Source organism: Stappia sp. G46H5W (assembly GCF_058448995.1).
Genome location: NZ_JBZFLL010000002.1, coordinates 20,869 through 40,681 on the forward strand (window position 1 = coordinate 20,869; position 19,813 = coordinate 40,681).

Below are 19,813 nucleotides of genomic sequence, written 5' to 3' on the forward strand. Positions count from 1 at the left end.
ACCAGACGCCCGCCAAGGTCGGCGGACGGGGCGGCATCGGCCCGTATAGAATGAAGCCGACGGCATTGCCAAGCGACATCGGTCCGGTGGTCATATGGGTACTTTCGATAATATTTCCATCGAGATCTCGGTCGTGCTCGGCAAGGCCGAGATGCCGATTCACCAGTTGCTGCGCATGGGCCGCGGCGCGGTGATCGAGCTGATGTCGCGCGAGGAGGACGACGTCCAGATCCTCGCCAACAACATTCCCATTGCCCGCGGACAGGTCGTTCTGCAGGGCGAGCGGGTCGGCGTTTCCGTCACCGAGGTCCTGATGCGCCCGCCCGAGGCTCGCCCGGCACGGATGAGCGGAGCTCTGTGATACTGCCCTTGGGGCGACGTGCAACTTTCCCCTTGTGAATATCCTGTCGCAAAGCGCTTGCGCGGGAAAAACCTATTTGCTAGACGAGGGCTCCGCTGAGCCGATGGAGCGCAGCGGAAACGACAAGCGGTCGTGGCGGAATTGGTAGACGCGCAGCGTTGAGGTCGCTGTGGGGTAAAACCCGTGGAAGTTCGAGTCTTCTCGACCGCACCAAAAAAGAACCCGGCAGATATGCCGGGTTTTTTTGTGTCTTTCGCCAGCCTATAAAAATCCTCGTGAAGGCAGATCTCGCCCGATTTTCGCCGTGAGCAACTGCGAAATCATCGGATGCGGCGCAGCATTGTCGCAATTCCCATGTTAGGACTGGGTTCGGGCGTCTTTCTCAAGGAAGGGCGACGGGTTTCATTCTGCGGCGGGCGGGCAAACCTTGCGGCAGGCGAGAGGGGGCACTTGCGTGACCGAGGCCGACCACACCGACATTCCCGAAACCGTCCAGATTCCGGCCGTCCGTGACGAGGACGGGCGCATCAGCGCCGACTTCCTTGCCCTGATCGAGGCGGGAATCGCCGCCGAGGATACGCCCGCCCTGATCGGCCTTGCCGGCGATCTGCACGAGGCGGATGTCGCCGATCTGATCGAGGCGCTGCCGGCCGACAACCGCGTCCCGCTGGTGCGGCTGCTGGGCGACGAGTTCGACTACGCCACCTTGACCGAGCTGGACGAGGCCGTCCGCCTCTCCATTCTTGAGAATCTGCCCTCCGACACGCTTGCCGAAGGCATCGGCGAACTCGATTCGGACGACGCGGTCTACATTCTGGAAGACCTCGATGCCGAGGACCAGGCAGCGATTCTCGAACAGCTGCCCTATTCGGACCGAATCCAGCTCCAGCGCTCGCTCGACTATCCGGAGGAATCGGCCGGCCGTCTGATGCAGACGGACTTCATCGCCGTACCGCCGTTCTGGAGCGTCGGCCAGACCATAGACCACATGCGCGAGACGGAGGACCTGCCGGACACGTTCCACGAGATCTTCGTGGTCGATCCCGGCTTCCGCCTGATCGGCTCGGTGCCGCTGGACAAGATCCTGCGCACCAAGCGGGCGACGAAGATCTCCGAGATCATGACGGAGGACCCGCAGACCTTCAGGGCGACCGACGACCGGGAAGACGTGGCGCGTGCCTTCGAGCGCTACAACCTCGTTTCCGCCGCCGCCGTCGACGATGCCGGCCGCCTGGTCGGCATGCTGATGATCGACGACATCGTCGACGTCATCCAGGAAGAGGCGGAGGAGGACCTTCGCGGTCTTGCCGGCCTTGGCGACGAGGAAATCTCCGATACGGTGCTGGTGACGGCACGCTCGCGCCTGACCTGGCTCCTGGTCAACCTGTGCACCGCCGGCCTTGCGGCCACGGTGATTTCCTTCTTCGAGGCGCCGATTGCCGCGATGGTGGCGCTGGCGGTGCTGATGCCGGTGGTCGCGTCCCTCGGCGGCAACGCGGCGACCCAGACCATGACCGTTGCGGTGCGCGCGCTGGCCACCCGCGAGCTCACGGCGCGCAACATGCTGCGCGTGCTGCGACGCGAGGTGCTGGTGGCGTTCCTGAACGGCATGACGCTCGCCGTCCTGCTGGGCGCCGGCGCGACCCTGTGGTCGGGAAATCCGGGCCTCGGTGTGGTCATTGCCATGGCCATCACCATCAATCTGTTCTTCGCCGGTGTGGCGGGACTGCTGATTCCGGTGGCGCTGGAAAAGGCGGGCGTCGACCCGGCGATTGCCTCCAGCGTCTTCGTGACCACGGTCACCGACGTCATCGGCTTCTTCGCCTTCCTCGGCATCGCGGCGCTCTGGTTCGGCCTGCCGCTTTGAGGCACTGTGGCCCGGCATAGGATTGAAAGGAATCGTCATGCCGACACCGCCGCCGCTTCAGGGCATCCTGGAAACCGCCGTCTATGTCGATGACCTCGAAAAGGCGCACGCCTTCTACGCGGGCGTCATCGGGCTGGAGCGCATGGTGGGAGGCGATCGCCTTTGTGCCTACGACGCGGGCCCCGGCGAGACGTTGCTGGTCTTCGCGCGCGGGCATACCGCGGAGGATGTCGAGACCGACGGCGGCGTCATTCCCGGCCATCACAGTGACGGACCGGCCCATTTCGCCTTCCGCATCACCGCGGATCAGCTGGATCCGTGGCGCGCGCATCTTGCCGCTTGCGGTGTTCCCCTTCGCAGCGAGGTGACCTGGCCGGCCGGCGGCACCAGCCTTTATGTCGACGATCCGGACGGCAACGTGGTGGAGTTCGCGGCCCCGCCGCTCTGGGCGAATTTCATGGGGTAGAGCCCGTTTGGCCGATGCTACGGCACCGCGCGGCGACCGTTTCGACGCCGGATCGCCGCCCCAGTCGAGAAGCAGAATTGACTGCGAATTGGTCGAAAGGGCTCTAGGTATGCAGCACCTCTTTCTGGTGGCGCTGGGCGGCGGACTGGGAGCGGCCGGCCGCCATCTCGTCAATCTCGCCGCGCTCAGGACCTTCGGCCCCGGCTTTCCTGCCGGCACGCTGACGGTCAACGTGGTCGGCTCGCTGGCGATGGGGCTGCTGGTGGGCTGGCTCGCCTCGCGCCCGGACGGGGTGGGGCCGGGCCTGCGGCTGTTCCTGGCGACCGGCTTTCTCGGCGGCTTCACCACCTTCTCGGCCTTCTCGCTCGACGTCGTTGCCCTGTGGGAGCGCGGCGAGGCGACGACGGCGCTTTTCTACGCCGCCGTTTCGGTCGTGGTGTCGATTGCCGCGCTGTTCGCCGGGCTGATGGTGATGCGCACGCTGACGGCCGCTTGATCCTGCCGCTCTTCGCGCGTCCGGCGTCAGTTCTTCGCCGGAATGCGGGCGATCACCTTGATCTCGAAGTCGAAGCCGGCGAGCCAGGTGACGCCGACCGCCGTCCAGTTCGGATAGGGCGCCTTCGGGAAGATCTCGTTCTTCACTTCCATGATCGTCGCGAACTGGGCCTCCGGGTCCGTGTGGAACGTGGTCACGTCCACCAGATCGGCGAAGCTGCAGCCCGCTGCGGCAAGCGTCGCCTCCAGATTGGCGAAGGCGCGGCGCACCTGCGCGGCGAAATCGGGCTCGGGCGAGCCGTCCTCGCGGCTGCCCACCTGTCCGGAGACGAAGAGCAGGTCGCCGGAGCGGATGGCGGCGGAATAGCCGTGCGCTTCGTAGAGGGCATGGCGGTTTGCGGGAAAGACGGGGGCAGGGGTGGTCATGATGGCGGCCTTTTTGCTGGCGTGACGGTCGCCCGTTGCGGGGCTGACCGGAGCGCGGGAATTTGATATACGCTTCGTATGTATAATTTCACATACGGGGCGTATGTCAACTGGCATACGCTCCGTATCTGGATGGAGTGCGGGTGATGGCGCCAAGACGGCGTGCCGAGACGATGGAGGAAAACCGCGCGAAGCTGATCGCGGCGGGGCGGAAGGCCTTTGCCGAGAAGGGGTTCGCTGCGGCCTCGATGGATGAGCTGACGGCGGAGGCCGGCCTGACGCGCGGCGCGCTCTACCACAATTTCGGCGACAAGAAGGGGCTTCTTGCGGCCGTCGTTGCCCAGGTCGACGGCGAGATGGCCGCCCGGGCTAAGGCGGTCGGGGCGGGGCTCGGCGACGCTTGGCAGGGGCTGCTTGCGGAAGGGGCCGCCTATATCGAGATGGCGCTGGATCCGGAGGTCCAGCGCATCGTGCTGCTGGACGGGCCGGCGTTTCTCGGCGACCCGTCGCAATGGCCGAGCCAGAATGCCTGCCTGCAGGGCACCCGCCAGACGGTCGCCCGGCTGGTCGAGGCCGGCATCATGAAGCCTGTCGATGTGGACGCCGCCGCGCGGCTGCTGAGCGGTGCCGCGCTCAACGCCGCGCTCTGGGTCGCGGCGAGCGAGGACCCGCGCTCGGCCCTGCCGCGGGCGGTCGAAGCGTTCCAGGCGATGTCGGAAGGGCTGCTGCGGGGCAGGGACGGGCAGTGAAGCGCTGCGCCGGCACCATGCTGCGCTTGCCCTCGGGCGGCGTCGGGATTAGGTAGGGCGCTTGAAAAAGGGGTGGGGCGAGCAACTGCGATCAGCGCGCGGGCCCTTTCCTGCAACGGGAAGCATCATGTCCGGTATCGAACAGAAGACCGTCACCTCGGACGAGGCCGGCATGCGGCTCGACCGCTGGTTCAAGACCCACTATCCGGGCCTCGGCCACGGCCACCTGCAGAAGCTGCTGCGCACCGGCCAGGTGCGCGTCGACGGCAAGCGCGCGGAAACCTCCACCCGCGTCGGCACCGGCCAGGTGGTGCGTATCCCGCCGCTCACCGTCGATGCCCATGTGGCGGCGAAGGACAGTGCCAACGCCAAGCCCAAGCCGCGCAAGCTGGTGGCCGGCGACCGCGAGGCGGTCGAGGCGATGATCCTCTACGAGGACCGCGAGGTCATGGTGCTGAACAAGCCGGCCGGGTTGGCCGTGCAGGGCGGCTCCGGCCTGACGCGCCATCTCGACGGCATGCTCGAGGCGTTCCGCGACCAGAAGGGCGAGAAGCCCCGTCTCGTCCACCGGCTCGACCGCGAGACCTCCGGCATCCTGCTGCTGGCCAAGACGCGCAAGGCCGCGTCCGAGATGGCCAAGTCCTTCCGCGCCCGCCAGACCCGCAAGATCTACTGGGCGCTGGTCGCCGGTGTACCGAAGCCCCGCCAGGGCCGCGTGTCCACCTATCTGGCCCGCGACGAGGGCGAGGAGCGCATGCGCGTTGCGCGCCACGGCGAGGACGAGGCACAGCATTCCGTCTCGCTCTATTCGGTGGTGGAAAATGCCGGGCCGAAGGTGTCTTGGGTCTCGCTGCGGCCGATCACCGGCCGCACGCACCAGCTGCGCGCCCACACCGCCCATATCCATCATCCCATCGTCGGCGATCCGAAATACTTCAACATCGAGAACTGGGAGTTCCCCGGCGGCCTGCAGAACAAGCTGCATCTGCATGCCCGTCGCATCGTCATTCCGCATCCTTCGGGGCGCGGCACCATCGATGTCTCGGCGCCGCTGCCGCCGCATATGCAGCAGAGCTGGAACCTGCTCGGCTTCGATGCCTCGCAGTACGATCCCGAGACGAACGACCCGGAGGAGTAGGCCCTGTATCTGGTCATCTTCGATTGTGACGGCACGCTGGTCGACAGCCAGGACACCATCCTGCACGGCCTTGCCGTCGGGTTCGAGGCCGTCGGTCTCGCACCGCCCTCGCGCGAGGCGGGTCTTTCGATCGTCGGCCTGTCTCTGGAAGTGGCCTTCCGGCAGCTGGCGGCGCCCGAGCATCATCATCTGGTGCCTGCGATGGCCGAGGCCTATCGCCAGTCCAAGGTCTCCCGCCGGCTTGCCGGGCTCGATCACGACCCGCTCTATCCCGGCGCGCGCGAGGCGCTCGACGCGCTTTCGGCCCGCGACGACGTGCTGCTCGGCATCGCCACCGGCAAGGCCATGCGCGGCGTCCACCACATGCAGGAAAGCCACGGGCTCGAGGGGCGGTTCATCACCATCCAGACCGCCGACAAGGCGCCGTCCAAGCCGCATCCGGGCATGATCCTGCAGGCGATGGCGGAGACGGGGGCAGAGGCGGCGCGCACGGTGATGATCGGCGATACCGGCTTCGACATGGAGATGGCGCGTGCGGCCGGCGTTGCGGGGCTCGGCGTCAGCTGGGGCTACCATCCGCGGGCGCGGCTGGAGGCAGCGGGCGCGGCGCGCATTCTCGATCGTTTCGACGAGCTCGTGCCGGCGCTGGGCACTCTGCTCGGCTGGGGCGACATGGAAGAAAGGGAGCTTGCGTGATGCGCGACCTGTTGAGCGATATCGAGGCCGGCAGCACCATCGATCCGGTCAAGCGCGCCAGGGCCCTGTCCCGCCGCGAGCTGCCAAAGCGCTTCTACAAGGAGGTGCAGGTCGCGCGGCAGGATGACGGGTTGCACGCGGTGCAGCTCGACGGACGCCCGGTGAAGACGACGGGGCGCAACCTTCTGGCGCTTGCCGAGGAAGAGATCGCCCGTGGCATCGCCGGCGAATGGGACGCGCAGGGCAAGGAGATCGATCCCGCCACCATGCCGCTCACCCGCATCGCCAATGTGGCCATCGATGCGGTGCCGGAGCGGGCCGGGGAGGTCGCCGACGACGTCGCCGCCTATGCCGGCAACGATCTGCTGTTCTATCGGGCGGAAACCCCGCAATCGCTGGTCGAGCGGCAGAACGCCATCTGGGGGCCGGTGCTGGCCTGGGCTGAAGACCGCTTCGGCGGCCGTTTCGTGCTGGCAGAGGGCATCATGCCGGTGCGCCAGGACGCGGCGCTGCTGGCGCGCATCCGTGAAGCACTCACGCCGCTTTCGCCCTTGCCGCTTGCGGCGCTGCATGTCGCAACGACGCTGAGCGGCTCGGCGTTGCTGGCGCTGGCGCTGATGGAGGGCGAGCTGTCGGCCGACGAGGCCTGGGCGGCTGCCTTCGTCGACGAGGACTGGAACATCGAGCACTGGGGCGAGGACCCGGAAGCGGCTGCGCTGCGCGCCTCGCGCCGCCGGGATTTCGATGCGGCCGCGCTGATCCTTGCCGTTTGCGGCAGGACCGGCAGCCGCTGATCGGCACAGCCTGCAAGAGCCGGGAACCAGCGGCCCGCCGGAGCGATCCGGCGGGCCGTCGTGCATTCGGGCCGCCGCCGGGCGGGGCGGCCTTGCGCCTAGGTGAGCTGGGTGGTGATGGTCCACACGGTGCTGGCCGTGCCGTCGCTGGAGCCGGTCGTCGCCACTGCGGTGGCGACATAGTTGGCGGTCGTCACCTGATCCTGCGAGGCGGCGGTGCAGGGGCAGGAGCCGCGCTTGTTCGCGGCGGTGAAGGCGTAGTTCAGCGTCAGGGAATAGCTGCCGTTGGAGGTGGTGACCGTCACATAGCCCGAGCAGTTGCCTTCCGTGCCGCCGCTGGAATAGGCGGTGCCGCTGGCGCTGCCCTGGTTGGCGATGGTCGTGCCCTTGTCCAGGTCATGCAGGTTGCCGACCACGCCGTCGGATGCGGTGACCGTGAAGTCGGTGCCGGAGTTATTGACGATCTTGACGAGGCTGGCATCACAGCAGCTCATGTTGGCGGTCCTTGCTTGAGGGACGGGGCGGGCCCGCCGGTTCGGAGGCCGGCGGCGGTCGTTCAGCCCATGGCGACGGGGATCTTGCGCATCATGACATCCGTCGGGACCTCGGGCGCGATGAGGTCGGAGATATTGTAGCTCTTGACGATGATCGGGTTCAGGCCGCTGACGATGGAGGCCAGCGGCTGGTAGCTCGGCGAGAAGATCGTGATCACGTCCGTCATCTGCCAGCGCAGCACCGCCAGGTCGTCGGTGCCGGAATTGGTCACCGTGTCGGACATGTAGGACGTGTTCTGCTCGTTGACCGTCACCTGCTGGAAGGTCGTCGATTCCGCATTCAGGCTGGCGGAGATGCCGGCCGAGATCGGTCCCCAGCCCGCATGGGCGTCGACGCCGATGCTCGCGCCGACGGTGTCCTGGGTCGAGGAGGTGGTCTGGCGGCCGGAAACCACCGTGTAGCTCACGGTCCGGCTCTCGCCGACGCTCAGGCTGTAGCTGTCGCCCTGCAGGTTCCAGTACTGCTCGCGGGTGATGTAGTTGGTGGTCGATCCGTCCGGCGTGATGGTGGAGATCGCGACCATCACCAGCGGCGAGTTCACCGGCACCAGCACATCGGTGGTCGGCACGGGGATCGAGCCGATATTGTTCGGCGAGGTCAGCACCGAATTGTCGACCGTGTAGCTGCTCTCGCTGGTGTTCAGCGCATAGGCGCTGATGAAGCTGCCGCTGAGAGCCGACGCGATCACCAGATAGTCGCCATCGGTCCCGGTGACGGGGGCGTTGGAGCCCGGCGAGATATGGCCGAGAAGCTGGCGCGCTCCGGTGCTGGTCGAGTTGTAGACCGCGATCTTCACCGGAAGGTTGTTGTAGACCTGTACGGTCACGACAGTGTCCGTCTCGGCGGCGTAGAGCTGGTTGGTCAGGGCCCGGGCGTAGAGATCTTTCATTTGAGGGCACACCTTCTGGCTGAAACGTTACGGAACGCTATCAAGGGGTGCGGAGGTGTTCAATATCAAAAATTGTATTTCATACTGTTGCAATTAACGGGTGCGGATGATTTTCTTGGCCGGCAGCTTCTGACCGTTCGGAGGGATTGCGAATGCGCGGCCGGGACTATCTGACTGTCGGCTTCTGGAACATCGAGAAGCACAATGTGCTGCCCGAAGAGGGGCAGGCGGTGTTCGAAAGCCAGATGCTTCGGCGCAGCAACTACGTGATGCGGACCATCGAAAGCTGGTTCTCGGTCTCGCAGTTCGATGTGCTGATCCTTGCGGAGGTCGCGCAGCGGCAAACCGGCGGCGAAGACTTCGCCCGGACGCTGGCGACACGGCTCAGCCGGAGTTTCGGCCTGCGACGGTGCAACATGCAGGGCTCCTTCCATTGGTTCGAGGGCAATGGCGGCCGGGTCGGTCCCTGCAACTACATTGCGATCTGGAATGACGGCCTGCCGGAACTGACCGGGCTCGGGAACCGCGTAGAGTTCTACTGGGAGCGCGACTGGGTACGGCCGATGATCGTCCTGCAAGGCGGGACGCTGGTCGTGGGAGGGCTGCACGCCAAGTCGGCGCGCCGCGATCTTGCGCGGCAGGAGATTCTGGAGAGCTGCATCTACCTTTACCGGAACTACCGGCAACGGGCGGTGCTGATCGGCGACATGAACATCCCCTACAAGGCCTTTCCGGCTGAGACGGAGCGCGAGCTTGCGATGTGGGGATGGGAGCGCAGACCGCCCGGTATGCCCGCGACCTTCAAGTCGCGGGGCGCGCGGTACAACTCGTCGGTGCTCGACTACATGTGGCACAATGGCGGCGTGACGGTGAGCCGGGCCGATCCTCCCATGCACCCGTATGACGGCTGGGACGAGAACGACCACGCTCCGATCCAGTACGACGCCGTGTGGAACATGGACGGCTACGACAAGGCCGACGAGATGGACTGGGACGAAGAGGTGGCGTGAGCCGCGTTTGCCCCGCGTCCGTCAGCCTCCCGCCCTTGGCGGCTCGCCCTTGTCCTTCGCCAGCAGGCCCTCCAGCACCATGTCGACATGGGCGGCGAGGAAACGCCGGGTCTCGATCGGCTCGAACCGGTCGAAGGTCATCTTCCACACGATGGTCATCACCGCCGGAGCGACGACGACGATCGGCAGGTCGGTCAGCGCGCTGCGGCGGAACTCGCCGCGCTCGACGCCCCGGCGCACGAGGGCGGCGATTACCTCCTGGCCGCGGCTGATGACGCGGCGATGGTACAGCTCGGCAATCGCGGGAAAGCGCCCGCCTTCCGTGATGATGATGCGCATCAACACGTGCAGCCCGTCCTCGAACAGCGCCTTGTAGATGCGGGGCAGGGCGGTGCGCACCAGCTCTTCCGACGAGCCGGGATAGGCCGCGACCAGCCCCGCCACATCGTCGAAGAAGGGGGTGATGCGCGAGGCGAGCGCGGCCTCGAACAGTTCCTCCTTGCTGGAGAAATAGCGGTAGATCGTGCCTTTCACGACGCCCGCGCGTTTGGCGACATCCTCCAGCCGCGTCGCCGCAAAGCCGTTCTCGGCAAACTCCTGAAGTCCCGCATCGATGATCTCGCCGGGCCTGGCCTCCTTGCGCCGGCGCCGGGGCTTCGGTGTTTCCGCGGCGGAATCGCTCTCCGTCATCGTCCTTGCACTTCCCGTTGCGTACTGTTAATGACTTTCCAGTCATTAACAGGATCGTGTCATGTCCTCAACCTCGAGCCCTGCTGCGGGCGGTCGAGCCGAACCTTCGCACCCCGCCGCATCGTCCGGCGAGACGTCCGACTTGCCGCTGGCGGTGGTGCGGCGCGAGTCGCCGCGCTCCGGGGCGTCCCGCCGGCGACTATGGCCGATCCTCTCCCGCCTGCGTAGTCTTGCGCTCGGGCTGGTTCTCATCGGCGGCGGCATTGCCGCCGGCGCTGCGCTTCAGGCGCGGGGGATCCTGCCCTTCGCGGTCGTCGATACGGGCGCGCCGCGCGCGTCCATGTCTGCGGCAACGGTGCAGGAAACCACCGCCGTCTTCGGTCTCGGCCGCCTGCTGCCCGACGGGTTCGTCGTCACCGTCGCCCCGCCCTTCGGGGCGGGGGATGCTCGTGTCGCGCGGTTGCTGGTGGCGGAGGGCGAGGCGGTCGCGCAGGGCCAGCCACTGGCCGAGCTCGACAACCGTCCGCAGCTTCTGGCAGCTCTCGCCTCGGCTGAGGCCGCCGTGCGCCAGCGCCAGGCGGAGCTGGCCCGCCAGCGGGTTTCCGTCGCCGCCAGCCGGGAGGAGGCGCGCGCCGGGCTCCAGCGGGCCGAGGTGGCCGCCACCACCGCGCGCAGGGATCTGGCGCGCTCGCAGGAGCTTCTCGCCCGCGGCCATGTCACCCGCGCCACCCATGACGACGCGGTTGCAAGATCGGACGCGGCGGAGCAGGAAGTGGAAAGCGCGCGCGCAACGCTCGGGCGCTACCTTGCCGACACGCCGGATGCCCAGGCGGATATCGCCGTTGCCCTGCGCAACATCGATGCCGCGCAGGCCGCCCTTGCCCTGGCGCAGGCGGACCTTGCGCGCTCGCAGGTTCTGGCGCCCGCCGGCGGCGTCGTTCTCGACATCCATGTCCGCCCCGGCGAAAGGCCGGGCGAGCGCGGCATTCTCGACATGGGCGACATCGACAAGATGATGGCCGAGATCGAGATCTACCAGTCGCGGATCGGCGCGGTGAAGACGGGCGATGCCGTCGCCATCACCGGCGAGGCCTTCGAGGGCACGATTGCGGGCACGGTCCAGCGGATCGGCTGGGACGTCGGGCGGCAGACGGCGACCGGCGCGGATCCGGCCGCGCGCACCGATGCGCGCGTGATCAAGGTCTATGTGGCCATCGATCCGGCCGACATTGCGCGCGTGCGCCGCTTCACCAACCTGCAGGTCACCGCCCGCATCAGCACGGGAGAGGGCACGTGACCGGCCCGCTTACCCCCATGCTCACCGCGCTGCTCGGCCGGTTGCCCATCGGCTGGCTGCAGCTCGTGCACAACAAGGGGCGCCTGGCCGCCGCGCTGTCGGGCGTTGCCTTCGCCAACGTGCTGATCTTCATGCAGCTCGGCTTCCTCGGCGCGCTGGTGGAGAGCATCCGTCTGCCCTACACGGTGCTGAACGGCGACGTCCTCATCTCCGCATCCGACGCCAACACCCTGTTCGACGGCAGCCCGCTGCCGCGCAACCGGCTCTATCAGGCGCTGGGCGTGGAGGGCGTCGCCTCCGCCACCGGCTTCTATTACGGGCGCATCGACTGGAAGCAGCCGGACGGCACCATCCGCACCATGGACCTGTTCGGCATCGACCCGACCAGCGCGCCCTTCAGCGATCCTCTGCTCGCCCGCCAGGCCGAGAGCCTGATGCTGCCCGACACCGCCTTGATGGACAGCAAGACCCGCAACGTGCCGGGCCACCTGTTCGCCGGCATCGAGGCCGGCACGCCCTATCGCTTCGAGACGCGGGGGCGGGAGATCACGGTGACGGGCACCTTCGAGATCGGCGGCGGCTTTTCCGCCGACGGCTATCTCGTCGTCTCCGACCAGACCTTCCTGCGCCTGTTTCCCGCTCGCCTGCCGGGCGCGCCGAACTACGTGCTGGTGCGCCTTGCACCGGGTGCCGACCTGACGGCGGTACTTGCGGACCTGCGCGCGGCGCTGCCGGCCTCCGACAGCGCGGTGTGGACGCTGGACGAGGCCGCCGCCCGCGACCAGCGCTTCCAGACGACGCAAAAGCCCGTCGGCATCGTCTTCGGCTTCGGCGTGGTGATCGGCGTCCTCGTGGGCGTTATCATCGTCTACCAGGTGCTGTCCACCGACGTTGCCGACCACATCCGCGAATATGCGACCTTCAAGGCGATGGGCTATCCGCAGCGCTTCTTCCTCGGCATCGTCTTCGAGGAGGCGTTCATCCTCGCCCTGTTCGGCTTCGTGCCGGGGGTGCTCGTTGCGCTCGGCCTTTATGCGGCGGTCGCCGCCGGCACCGGCCTGCCGATCTTCATGCCCGCCGGCCGGCCGGTCCTGGTCTTTCTCGGCACGCTCGCCATGTGCGCGCTCTCGGGCGCCATCGCCACGCGGCGGCTGGCGCGGGCCAATCCGGCGGAGCTGTTCTGATCATGGGCAGCGATATGGCGTCCGGGTCCGTGGCCATTGCCGTGCGCGGTCTCGATCACTGGTTCGGGACGGGCGAAGCGCGCAAGCAGGTGCTGTTCGACATCGACCTGGAGATCCGGCACGGCGAATTGGTGGTGCTGATGGGTGCGTCGGGCTCCGGCAAGACCACGCTGCTCACCCTGATCGGCTGCCTGCGCCGGGTCGAGGCCGGGTCGGTGGCGCTGCTCGGGCGCGAGCTCAACGGCGCCAGCGAGGATGATCTCGTCGCATGCCGGCGGGACCTCGGCTTCATCTTCCAGGCGCACAACCTGCATGAAAGCCTGACGGCGCTGCAGAACGTGCGCATGGGGCTCGCGGTGCACGGGGACCGGGTTGCCGGCGACTGGCGCGAGGCCTCGCGCCATGTGCTCGGCCTCGTCGGCCTGTCGGAGCGGGTGGACTACCTGCCGGGCAACCTGTCGGGCGGGCAGAAGCAGCGCGTTGCCGTGGCCCGGGCGCTGGTCGGCAATCCGCCGGTGGTGCTGGCCGACGAGCCGACCGCCGCGCTCGACCGCGATAGCGGGCTTGCCGTCGTCGAGATGCTGCGCCGGCTCGGCCGCGAGCGCGGCACCACCACCCTCATGGTCACCCACGATAACCGTATCCTCGACCTTGCCGACCGCATCGTGCGGATGGAGGACGGCCGCATCGTCGAGGGGTGAGCGGCGTGAGGCAGAGGGAAGGGCGTCAGATCTCGAAGTCGGGAATCTCGGCCACCGCGTCGCGCAGCTTTTCCGACCACATGCGCGACAGGTCCGCGAAATAGGGATCGTCCTCGCGGATGCGGGTCTGGCGATGGGCGGAGAAGCTGTCGGTGTTGTAGAGCAGCATGTCGATGGGCATGCCGACCGACAGGTTCGAGCGCAGCGTCGAGTTGAACGACAGCAGCACGAGCTTGGCGGCCTGGCCGAGGCGCATGTCCGCCTGCGTCACCCGGTCGAGGATCGGCTTGCCGTATTTGTGCTCGCCGATCTGCAGGAAGGGCGTGTCGGCGGAGGCCTCGATGAAGTTGCCGGCGGAATAGATCTGGAAGAGGCGCGGCGCCTCGCCCTTGATCTGGCCGCCCAGCAGGAAGGTGACGCTGAAGCTCTCCGAATTGGCGGCCAGCGCCTCGCCGTCGATGGCGCGCACGTCGCGCACGGCACTGCCCACCAGCCGCGCCGCCTGGAACATGGTGTCCACCGAATGCAGCGTCGGCCGGCCCGGATCCTCGCTCTTCAGCCGCTCGCTGAGCAGGCTCACCACCGACTGGGTGACGGCCAGGTTGCCGGCCGCCATCATGCAGATCACCCGGTCGCCGGGCTTTTCCCACACATGCAGCTTCTTGAAGGTGGCGACATTGTCGAGCCCGGCATTGGTGCGCGTGTCAGCGGCCATCACGATGCCGCGATCGAGCTTCAGACCGACACAATAGGTCATGATCAGGCAGTCTCCGAAAACGGGAAGGGCGCGCGCCCGGCCGGATCGCGCGCGGCGACGATTCGCGCGTTGCGCCGGCTCCGGCAGATTTGACAGGTTCGCTGCCGTTCCGGCAACGGTCCTATTGCTGAGATTGCTGCGATTCCTGCGAAACCGCCACTTCCACATCCATGTTCTCGCCGGACCCGCCCATGCGGATTCCGCGGATCGGCGCGGCGGAGCGCGAGTCGAGCCCGCAGGTGAGGCGGATGTAGCGGTCCGTCGGGCACATGCCGTTGGAAATGTCGAAGCCGACCCAGCCGAGCTGCGGCAGCAGAACCTCGGCCCAGGCGTGATGCGCCTCCGAATCCTGCCCGCCCTCCAGCAGCATGTAGCCGGAGACATAGCGCGCCGGCACGCCGATGGTGCGGGCCGCGGCGATGAAGATATGCGCGTGGTCCTGGCACACGCCCTCGCCGGCATTCAGCGCCTCGGCGGCGGTGGTGTGCACCTCGGTGACGCCGGTGCGATAGGCGACCTTGTCGCGGATCGCGTGCATCAGGTCGTGAAAGCCGGCGACCGCGTCCGGCCCGTCGCGCTCGGCGATGGCGCCCAGCCGGCGGATCGCCGGGTTGGCGCGGGTCAGCGAGGTGAAGCGGCAGAACACGTTGTCGGGGGCGGGGCTGCGCGGGTGGCCGACGACGCCGGCGCGGTCCTGCGTTTCCACCAGGCCCTCGACGGCGATGGTCAGCTCGCTCATCGCCTCGCGGTGGCTGACGATGGCGACCGGATTGCCGAAGGCGTCGATGTAGCGGGCAGAGCGCTCGTAGCCCGGCACGTCGATGGTCCAGGAGATCACCTTCTGTCCGGCCAGGCTCGGCGGCGTCAGGCGCAGCTGCTGGACCATATGGGCGAGCGGGTGCTCGTACCGATAGCGGGTCACATGTCTGACGTTGAGGCGCATGGCTCTCGGGCTTCCTCGTGTTCGGTCGGCTTCGCGTCTTGTCGCCGCCGGCTTCCGATCGTTCGGTTCGCGTTTCCTGTCAGGCGAAGTGGTAGTCCGCGGCGAGCTGCGCGCCTAGTCCGTTGTTTCTCGCGATCATGTTGCCGAGGAACTCGTGCAGTCCCCCTTGGAAGATCTGCCGCATGGTTCCCTGGTCCAGCAACTCGTGGGTGCGCTGGGCCATGTCGTAGCTCATCGGCCGCTCGCCGTAGCGCAGGGTGAGCCCCTCCATGCTCTCGGTGATCCAGTCGTAGCAATAGGCCAGCGAGCGGGGCATCTCCTTTCGCAGGATCAGGAACTCGGCGATGTTGAACGGGCGGATCTGCGCATCGCGATAGGCGTGGCGATAGCTGCGATGGGCAGAGACCGACCGCAGGATCGTCGACCATTGGTACCGGTCGAGCTCGCCGCCGACCACTTCGTTGTCCGGCAGCAGGATCCAGTATTTCACGTCGAGGATGCGCGAGGTGTTGTCGGCCCGCTCGATGAAGCAGCCGAACTGCGAGAAGTGGTAGCCCTCGTCGCGCATCAAGGTGCCGAGCATGGCGCCGCGGAACAGCATGGAGCGCTGCTTGATCCAGGTCAGGAAGCCCGGCAGCTTGTCGTCGGTCATGTGCTGCGGGCGCACTTCCATGAAGTCGATATAGGTCGTGTTCAGGCTCTCCCACATCTCGCCGGTGATGGCGGTGCGCACCGAGCGGGCGTTGTTGCGGGCCGCCTCGATGCAGGAGCGGACGGAGGAGGGGTTTTCCGGGTCGAACAGCATGTGCGAGACGACGGAGCGCTTTGTCAGTTCCTCGTGCTTCTTGAAGAAGCCCTGGTCGCAGCCGGCGCTGACCAGGGTCGAACGCCAGTCGTCGGCGGCGTCCTGGCCCAGACGCGGCGTCATGGCAATGCGGTATCCCACCTCCAGCAGGCGGGCCATGTTCTCCGCCCGCTCGTTGTAGCGCGAGGTCCAGAACAGGGATGCGGCGGTACGGCCGAGCATGTTTCGTCAGTCCTCCAGAACCCAGGTGTCCTTGGTGCCGCCGCCCTGGCTGGAATTCACCACCAGGGAGCCTTTCTTCAGCGCCACGCGGGTCAGGCCGCCGGGCGTGATGCGCACCTTGTCTCCGACCAGCACATAGGGCCTGAGGTCGACATGGCGGGGCGCCAGCCCCGATTGCACATGGGTCGGGCAGGCCGACAGCGCCAGGGTCGGCTGGGCGATGTAGTTGGCGGGATTGGCCTTCAGCCGCTTGGCGAACTCGGCGATCTCGCGCTTGGAGGCGGTCGGGCCGATCAGCATGCCGTAGCCGCCGGAGCCGTGCACCTCCTTCACCACCAGCTCCGGCAGACGGTCGAGCACATAGGCGAGGTCGTCCGCCTTGGCGCAGTTCCAGGTCGGCACGTTCTTCAGGATCGGCTTCTGGCCGGTATAGAACTCGATGATGTCCGGCACATAGGCATAGATCGCCTTGTCGTCCGCGATGCCCGTGCCCGGCGCGTTGCAGATCGTCACGTTGCCCGCCCGGTAGGCGTCGAACAGGCCCGGCACGCCGAGCATGCTGTCGGGGCGAAAGGTCAGCGGATCGAGGAAGGCATCGTCGATGCGCCGGTAGATCACGTCGACCCGCTGCGGCGACCGGGTGGTGCGCATCCACACCTTGCCGTCCTCCACATAGAGGTCGCGCGCCTCGCACAGCTCCACGCCCATCGTGTCGGCGAGGAAGGCATGCTCGAAATAGGCGGAGTTGTAGATGCCCGGCGTCAGGATGCAGACGGTCGGGTCGCCGTCGCAGTTCTCCGGCGCGACGCTCTCCAGCGTCTCGCGCAGCATGTCCGGATAGTGCTCGATCGGTGCCACCCGGTTCTGCTGGAACAGCTCGGGGAACATCCGCATCATCGTCTCGCGGTTCTCCAGCATGTAGGAGACGCCGGACGGGGTGCGGGTGTTGTCCTCCAATACGTAGAAATCGTCCTCGCCGACGCGCACGAGGTCGGTGCCTATAATATGGGCATAGACCCGGCGCGCCGGGGTGAAGCCGATCATCTCCGGCAGGAACGCCTCGTTCTGCAGGATCAGCTCCGCCGGCACCCGGCCGGCCCGCACGATCTCCTGGCGGTGGTAGATGTCATAGAGGAAGGCGTTGAGCGCCCGCACCCTTTGGTCGATGCCGGCCGACAGGCGCCGCCATTCGGACGCCGAGAGCACGCGCGGGACGATGTCGAAGGGGATCAGCCGTTCGGTGGCCTCGGACGTGCCGTAGACGGCGAAGGTGATGCCGAGGCGACGGAAGATCGTCTCTGCCTCGCGCGATTTCTTGCGCATGTCCGCCGGGGAGAGGGTGTTGAACCATTCGGCGAGCCGCCTGTAGGGCGCACGGGGCTTGCCGTCGGCGGTCAGCATCTCGTTGAAAATGGTGCTCTCCCCCATGCGTGTCTCCAACCCCTCGTCCGCGCTGTCGTGTTGTTGTCTTCTGTCGTTCCTGGTCCGGTGAGGGCGGCCTCGTGGCGCGAGGGAGGTGGACACCGCCCCCGCCGGCAATGCGAGTGTTGCCGTACCGGTCATCCCGTTGATCTGCAAAGGTCATGTTTGCAAGTGCGGGGTTTTCCTCCAAGTCCGAAATTGCGTCAGTGCATGCCCAGGATAGTGCCTTTCGGGACCGGCCGCAGAGGCACGAACCGTTTGATCAAGCTTAACGGGTTGTCGGCTCGCGTCAAATGCGGCCGGAGAGCGGCGCTCGGTTTCCGGGGCGCATTGCAACTGCCCGGAAGACAAAAAAAGGACGGCTTCGCGATGAAGCCGTCCTCAAGTGTCGGTGCGGAGCCGATGGGTCAGGCGGCTTTGCCGCTCGCTTCCGTGACGAAGTTGTCGATGGCCGTCTGCAGTTGGCTGGCGCGCGTGTTCAGCGTCTCCGCTTCATCCTGCAGCTTGTCGGCCAGCTGGCTGTTGTCCTGGGTCATTTCACCGACCTTGTTGACGGACAGGGTCAGGGTTTCGGTGTTGCTCGTCGACACCTGTGCCGCCTGGGCGATTTCGCCCGTGGCCTCTTCCTGCTGCTGGACCGAATAGGCAAGGTCGTCGATGAAGCCCTGGATCTCGATCATGATGTTGTTGATCGAGTTGATCGACGTGACCGACGAGGTGGTGGACGTCTGGATGGCCTCGATCTGGTTGCGAATGTCCTCGGTGGCGCGTGCCGTCTGGTTCGCAAGCGTCTTGACCTCCGCTGCGACGACGGCGAAGCCTTTTCCGGATTCTCCGGCACGCGCTGCCTCGATCGTGGCGTTCAGTGCGAGAAGGTTGGTCTGCTCGGCGATGTCCTGGATCAGGCCGATGACGGTTCCGATGCTCTCGGCCATCCGGTCGAGACGGGTCATGTTCTCGCTCGCTTCCGACGACATGGTTGTCGCGGAGCCGATCCGCAGCTTTACATTGGCGATGCGCGAGGAAATCTCGGCAAGCGACGAGGTCAGCTCCGTCGTCGCCGACGCCACGGTCTGAGCCGCAGAGCCTGCCTGGTTGGTCGCCGCCAGGGAACTGCGCGACTCCGTGTCCGTTGCCTGTGCGGACTGCTTCAGCGTGCTGGACATGCTCTGCAGGTCGTGGACCGAACCGGCCAGGTCCTTGAAGATCGAGGAGACCCGCGTCTGGAAGCCGCTGGCGATCCGGTTGCGTTCTTCCGCGAGGCGCTGGTTCATCGCCGCCGCCTCTTCCAGCTGGCGTTCTTCCAGGCGCCGCTTGTCGATCAGGGACTGGCGGAAGGCCTCCAGCGAAACCGCCATCTCGCCGATCTCGTCCTTGCGCCCGAGCGCGCGGATGCTGGTATCGATCTCGCCGGACGCCACGGCCGTCATCTCGTCGCCGAGGCCGTTCATGCTCCGCAGCACCCGGAAATAGACGATGCCGACAATACCGGCGAGCGTCATGAGTGTTGCCAGAACGCTGGCAAACAGCAGCGTCTGGGCCGCACTCCTGGATGCCTCGGCCTCGTCTACCGCTGCCTGGGTACGCGACTCCATGAGCTGGTAGAACTTGTCGACGGGCGTCATGATCCCGGCCTTGAACTCGTGATACTGCCTGCTGTGCAGCATCCGGATCGGGTAGAGGGGATCGTCGGCGCTGATGGGCTTGCCGTCCTTGTCCAGGCCCTTCACGTAATTCATCGCCTCGACCTCGAGCGCGACGAGACCGTCCGAGTTCTTCTTGGCCTCGTTCAGCAGGTCGAATTCCGCCTCGGTGAAGCCGAGGGCGCGCATCTCGCCGAGCAGTTCGACCGGCTGGCCGTCCGGGCGGGGCTTGGCGTTGCCGGCTGCAACGAAGTCCCAGTAGATCCGGTGATAGGCTTCCGGCTTGGGCTTCTTGCCGTCACGAATGGCGAGGATGTCGTTGTATTGCTGCTCGTAGGCGGGATCGCCTGTCGCGACATAGGTTCGCGCGAGCCGCGTGAGATCGTCCGACCCCTGGCGCATTTCATCTGCGAGCAGATATGATTTGTACTTGAGATCAATTGCCTCGGCGACGTGCTGCGTCGCGACACTTGTTTCGTTGACGGAGTAGATCAGGGCGACCGACGTCGCCAGTGCCGCACATCCCCCTGCAAGGATGTAGGTAATTATGCGCATAATAACCTCCGCGAGGCATTGATAACTTTACGGAGGGTGACGGTGACAATTGAAAAATGTGTGAAAGGGGGCGGGCTAAGTTTCAGGAACCGAGAACTTTTATTCGCGCTGCCCGGCTATGGAGGCAGGACATTGAGCCGCGCGGTGT

21 protein-coding genes and 1 tRNA gene are annotated in these 19,813 nt (G+C 66.6%); 13 read left to right on the forward strand and 9 right to left on the reverse strand.

The window, feature by feature from the left end:
* Positions 1–94 precede the first annotated feature (94 nt).
* From ACVJ6E_RS05725 to crcB, 5 genes are all read left to right on the forward strand, one after another.
* Complete coding sequence (locus ACVJ6E_RS05725; protein ID WP_067216448.1) at positions 95–361, forward strand: FliM/FliN family flagellar motor switch protein; 267 nt, start codon at positions 95–97, stop codon at positions 359–361.
* Between the two features lie 126 nt (positions 362–487).
* Positions 488–574 (forward strand) — tRNA-Leu (locus ACVJ6E_RS05730).
* A gap of 241 nt (positions 575–815) precedes the next feature.
* The gene (gene mgtE / locus ACVJ6E_RS05735; protein ID WP_120267427.1) at positions 816–2,228 is read left to right on the forward strand and encodes a magnesium transporter; all 1,413 of its coding nucleotides are present in this window, start codon (positions 816–818) and stop codon (positions 2,226–2,228) included.
* A 37-nt stretch (positions 2,229–2,265) separates the two neighbouring features.
* On the forward strand, positions 2,266–2,694 hold the full coding sequence (locus ACVJ6E_RS05740; protein WP_120267428.1) for a VOC family protein: 429 nt from the start codon (positions 2,266–2,268) through the stop codon (positions 2,692–2,694).
* A 109-nt stretch (positions 2,695–2,803) separates the two neighbouring features.
* On the forward strand, positions 2,804–3,190 hold the full coding sequence (gene crcB, locus ACVJ6E_RS05745; protein WP_120267429.1) for a fluoride efflux transporter CrcB: 387 nt from the start codon (positions 2,804–2,806) through the stop codon (positions 3,188–3,190).
* Positions 3,191–3,216: 26 nt separating this feature from the next.
* Here the strand turns inward: crcB and ACVJ6E_RS05750 are convergent, their stop codons facing one another.
* Entirely contained in the window at positions 3,217–3,615 is a 399-nt protein-coding gene (locus tag ACVJ6E_RS05750; RefSeq protein ID WP_120267430.1) for a RidA family protein, read from the reverse strand.
* Positions 3,616–3,761: 146 nt separating this feature from the next.
* Here ACVJ6E_RS05750 and ACVJ6E_RS05755 point away from each other — a divergent pair, with 146 nt between their 5' ends.
* From ACVJ6E_RS05755 to ACVJ6E_RS05770, 4 genes are all read left to right on the forward strand, one after another.
* The gene (locus ACVJ6E_RS05755; protein WP_120267431.1) at positions 3,762–4,364 is read left to right on the forward strand and encodes a TetR/AcrR family transcriptional regulator; all 603 of its coding nucleotides are present in this window, start codon (positions 3,762–3,764) and stop codon (positions 4,362–4,364) included.
* Positions 4,365–4,491: 127 nt separating this feature from the next.
* Positions 4,492–5,502: an RluA family pseudouridine synthase gene (locus tag ACVJ6E_RS05760; protein WP_120267432.1), complete on the forward strand. Its 1,011-nt coding sequence runs from the start codon at positions 4,492–4,494 to the stop codon at positions 5,500–5,502.
* Positions 5,503–5,517: 15 nt separating this feature from the next.
* Positions 5,518–6,198 carry an HAD-IA family hydrolase gene (locus ACVJ6E_RS05765; RefSeq protein WP_491676441.1) on the forward strand — a complete coding sequence of 227 codons (681 nt, stop codon included), beginning with the start codon at positions 5,518–5,520 and terminating at the stop codon, positions 6,196–6,198.
* Positions 6,198–6,992, forward strand: a complete 795-nt coding sequence (locus tag ACVJ6E_RS05770; protein ID WP_120267434.1) for an ATP12 family protein — start codon at positions 6,198–6,200, stop codon at positions 6,990–6,992. Before ACVJ6E_RS05765 ends, ACVJ6E_RS05770 begins: the two co-directional genes overlap by 1 nt.
* A gap of 98 nt (positions 6,993–7,090) precedes the next feature.
* Here the strand turns inward: ACVJ6E_RS05770 and ACVJ6E_RS05775 are convergent, their stop codons facing one another.
* Both ACVJ6E_RS05775 and ACVJ6E_RS05780 read right to left on the reverse strand, forming a co-directional pair.
* Entirely contained in the window at positions 7,091–7,486 is a 396-nt protein-coding gene (locus tag ACVJ6E_RS05775) for a hypothetical protein (protein WP_120267435.1), read from the reverse strand.
* Positions 7,487–7,548: 62 nt separating this feature from the next.
* A complete protein-coding gene (locus ACVJ6E_RS05780; protein WP_120267436.1) occupies positions 7,549–8,436 on the reverse strand; it encodes a hypothetical protein in 888 nt (295 codons plus the stop codon).
* A 152-nt stretch (positions 8,437–8,588) separates the two neighbouring features.
* On the opposite strand from ACVJ6E_RS05780, the gene ACVJ6E_RS05785 reads away from it, so the two are divergent.
* Complete coding sequence (locus ACVJ6E_RS05785; protein WP_120267437.1) at positions 8,589–9,446, forward strand: endonuclease/exonuclease/phosphatase family protein; 858 nt, start codon at positions 8,589–8,591, stop codon at positions 9,444–9,446.
* A 21-nt stretch (positions 9,447–9,467) separates the two neighbouring features.
* Here ACVJ6E_RS05785 and ACVJ6E_RS05790 read toward each other — a convergent pair whose 3' ends face one another.
* Positions 9,468–10,136 carry a TetR/AcrR family transcriptional regulator gene (locus ACVJ6E_RS05790; protein ID WP_120267438.1) on the reverse strand — a complete coding sequence of 223 codons (669 nt, stop codon included), beginning with the start codon at positions 10,134–10,136 and terminating at the stop codon, positions 9,468–9,470.
* A gap of 61 nt (positions 10,137–10,197) precedes the next feature.
* Here ACVJ6E_RS05790 and ACVJ6E_RS05795 point away from each other — a divergent pair, with 61 nt between their 5' ends.
* From ACVJ6E_RS05795 to ACVJ6E_RS05805, 3 genes are read left to right on the forward strand one after another with little or no spacing between them, the layout of a single operon-like run.
* On the forward strand, positions 10,198–11,433 hold the full coding sequence (locus ACVJ6E_RS05795; protein ID WP_120267439.1) for an HlyD family efflux transporter periplasmic adaptor subunit: 1,236 nt from the start codon (positions 10,198–10,200) through the stop codon (positions 11,431–11,433).
* Positions 11,430–12,617, forward strand: a complete 1,188-nt coding sequence (gene devC / locus ACVJ6E_RS05800) for an ABC transporter permease DevC (protein WP_208996616.1) — start codon at positions 11,430–11,432, stop codon at positions 12,615–12,617. Before ACVJ6E_RS05795 ends, devC begins: the two co-directional genes overlap by 4 nt.
* 2 nt (positions 12,618–12,619) lie before the next feature.
* The gene (locus tag ACVJ6E_RS05805; RefSeq protein ID WP_245165077.1) at positions 12,620–13,318 is read left to right on the forward strand and encodes an ATP-binding cassette domain-containing protein; all 699 of its coding nucleotides are present in this window, start codon (positions 12,620–12,622) and stop codon (positions 13,316–13,318) included.
* A gap of 25 nt (positions 13,319–13,343) precedes the next feature.
* Here ACVJ6E_RS05805 and ACVJ6E_RS05810 read toward each other — a convergent pair whose 3' ends face one another.
* The 5 genes from ACVJ6E_RS05810 to ACVJ6E_RS05830 all read right to left on the reverse strand — a co-directional run bounded on the left by ACVJ6E_RS05810 (position 13,344) and on the right by ACVJ6E_RS05830 (position 19,665).
* Complete coding sequence (locus tag ACVJ6E_RS05810; RefSeq protein ID WP_067216409.1) at positions 13,344–14,075, reverse strand: proteasome-type protease; 732 nt, start codon at positions 14,073–14,075, stop codon at positions 13,344–13,346.
* A gap of 121 nt (positions 14,076–14,196) precedes the next feature.
* Entirely contained in the window at positions 14,197–15,018 is an 822-nt protein-coding gene (locus tag ACVJ6E_RS05815) for a transglutaminase family protein (protein WP_067216407.1), read from the reverse strand.
* A 79-nt stretch (positions 15,019–15,097) separates the two neighbouring features.
* On the reverse strand, positions 15,098–16,045 hold the full coding sequence (locus ACVJ6E_RS05820) for an alpha-E domain-containing protein (protein ID WP_067216405.1): 948 nt from the start codon (positions 16,043–16,045) through the stop codon (positions 15,098–15,100).
* A gap of 6 nt (positions 16,046–16,051) precedes the next feature.
* Positions 16,052–17,473: a circularly permuted type 2 ATP-grasp protein gene (locus tag ACVJ6E_RS05825; protein ID WP_120267441.1), complete on the reverse strand. Its 1,422-nt coding sequence runs from the start codon at positions 17,471–17,473 to the stop codon at positions 16,052–16,054.
* Between the two features lie 401 nt (positions 17,474–17,874).
* Positions 17,875–19,665 carry a methyl-accepting chemotaxis protein gene (locus ACVJ6E_RS05830; protein WP_120267442.1) on the reverse strand — a complete coding sequence of 597 codons (1,791 nt, stop codon included), beginning with the start codon at positions 19,663–19,665 and terminating at the stop codon, positions 17,875–17,877.
* Positions 19,666–19,813 lie beyond the last annotated feature (148 nt).